This is a genomic window from Alteromonas confluentis (assembly GCF_001757105.1).
Lineage (GTDB): Bacteria > Pseudomonadota > Gammaproteobacteria > Enterobacterales > Alteromonadaceae > Alteromonas > Alteromonas confluentis.
Genome location: NZ_MDHN01000012.1, coordinates 1 through 2,500, shown reverse-complemented (window position 1 = coordinate 2,500; position 2,500 = coordinate 1). Strand labels below are relative to the sequence as shown.

At 51.6% G+C, this 2,500-nt stretch carries 1 rRNA gene (cut by a window edge); it reads left to right on the top strand.

The window, feature by feature from the left end:
* Positions 1–2,489: ribosomal RNA gene (locus tag BFC18_RS05675) — 23S ribosomal RNA — on the top strand (it extends 384 nt beyond the left edge of the window).
* Positions 2,490–2,500 lie beyond the last annotated feature (11 nt).

The window sequence follows — 2,500 nt, the reverse complement described above, 5'->3', positions numbered from 1 at the left end:
GATGGGGGGACCATCCTCCAAGGCTAAATACTCCTTACTGACCGATAGTGAACCAGTACCGTGAGGGAAAGGCGAAAAGAACCCCTGTGAGGGGAGTGAAATAGAACCTGAAACCGTATACGTACAAGCAGTGGGAGCCCTTCGGGGTGACTGCGTACCTTTTGTATAATGGGTCAGCGACTTATATTTAGTAGCAAGGTTAAGCGAATAGCGGAGCCGTAGCGAAAGCGAGTGTTAACTGCGCGTTGAGTTGCTAGGTATAGACCCGAAACCCGGTGATCTAGCCATGGGCAGGTTGAAGGTTGAGTAACATCAACTGGAGGACCGAACCCACGCCTGTTGAAAAAGGCGGGGATGACTTGTGGCTGGGGGTGAAAGGCCAATCAAACCGGGAGATAGCTGGTTCTCCCCGAAATCTATTTAGGTAGAGCCTCGGACGAATTCCTTTGGGGGTAGAGCACTGTTAAGGCTAGGGGGTCATCCCGACTTACCAACCCTTTGCAAACTCCGAATACCAAAGAGAACTATCCGGGAGACACACGGCGGGTGCTAACGTCCGTCGTGAAGAGGGAAACAACCCAGACCGCCAGCTAAGGTCCCAAAATATTGCTAAGTGGGAAACGATGTGGGAAGGCTAAGACAGCTAGGAGGTTGGCTTAGAAGCAGCCACCCTTTAAAGAAAGCGTAATAGCTCACTAGTCGAGTCGGCCTGCGCGGAAGATGTAACGGGGCTAAGCAATATACCGAAGCTGCGGCAATGCGATTTATCGTATTGGGTAGGGGAGCGTTCTGTAAGCCGCTGAAGGTGAACTGTGAGGTTTGCTGGAGGTATCAGAAGTGCGAATGCTGACATGAGTAACGATAATGCGGGTGAAAAACCCGCACGCCGGAAGACCAAGGTTTCCTGTCCCATGCTAATCAGGGCAGGGTAAGTCGGCCCCTAAGGCGAGGCAGAAATGCGTAGTCGATGGGAAACGGGTTAATATTCCCGTACTTATATAATCAGTGATGGAGGGACGGAGAAGGCTAGACAAGCTTGGCGTTGGTTGTCCAAGTGAAAGTGAGTAGGCTGAGTGCTTAGGTAAATCCGGGTACTTAAGGCCGAGACACGAGACGAGCCACCACGGTGGTGAAGTTGTTGATGCCCTGCTTCCAGGAAAAGCTTCTAAACTTATGATTATGTGAACCGTACCCCAAACCGACACAGGTGGTCAGGTAGAGAATACTAAGGCGCTTGAGAGAACTCGGGTGAAGGAACTCGGCAAAATTGTACCGTAACTTCGGGAGAAGGTACGCCCCTGCGTGTGATAAGACTTGCTCTTTGAGCACACGGGGGCCGCAGTGACCAGGTGGCTGGGACTGTTTATTAAAAACACAGCACTCTGCTAAATCGAAAGATGACGTATAGGGTGTGACACCTGCCCGGTGCCGGAAGGTTAATTGATGGGGTTAGCGTAAGCGAAGCTCTTGATCGAAGCCCCGGTAAACGGCGGCCGTAACTATAACGGTCCTAAGGTAGCGAAATTCCTTGTCGGGTAAGTTCCGACCTGCACGAATGGTGTAACCATGGCCACGCTGTCTCCACCCGAGACTCAGTGAAATTGAAATCGCAGTGAAGATGCTGTGTACCCGCACCTAGACGGAAAGACCCCGTGAACCTTTACTACAGCTTGGCACTGAACATTGAACCTACTTGTGTAGGATAGGTGGGAGGCTTTGAAATATGGACGCCAGTTCATATGGAGCCGTCCTTGAAATACCACCCTGGTATGTTTGATGTTCTAACGTTGGTCCCTAATCGGGATTGCGGACAGTGTCTGGTGGGTAGTTTGACTGGGGCGGTCTCCTCCCAAATAGTAACGGAGGAGCACGAAGGTTAGCTAATCACGGTCGGACATCGTGAGGTTAGTGCAATGGCATAAGCTAGCTTAACTGCGAGACAGACACGTCGAGCAGGTACGAAAGTAGGTCATAGTGATCCGGTGGTTCTGTATGGAAGGGCCATCGCTCAACGGATAAAAGGTACTCCGGGGATAACAGGCTGATACCGCCCAAGAGTTCATATCGACGGCGGTGTTTGGCACCTCGATGTCGGCTCATCACATCCTGGGGCTGAAGTCGGTCCCAAGGGTATGGCTGTTCGCCATTTAAAGTGGTACGCGAGCTGGGTTTAGAACGTCGTGAGACAGTTCGGTCCCTATCTGGTGTGGGCGTTGGATGATTGAGGGGAGCTGCTCCTAGTACGAGAGGACCGGAGTGGACGAACCGCTGGTGTTCGGGTTGTTTTGCCAAAGGCATTGCCCGGTAGCTACGTTCGGAATCGATAACCGCTGAAAGCATCTAAGCGGGAAGCGAGCCCCAAGATGAGTCATCCCTGAACTTTAAGTTCTCTGAAGGGTTGTTGAAGACGACAACGTTGATAGGCAGGATGTGGAAGTGTTGCAAGGCATTAAGCTAACCTGTACTAATTGCCCGTGAGGCTTAACCATACAACGCCTAA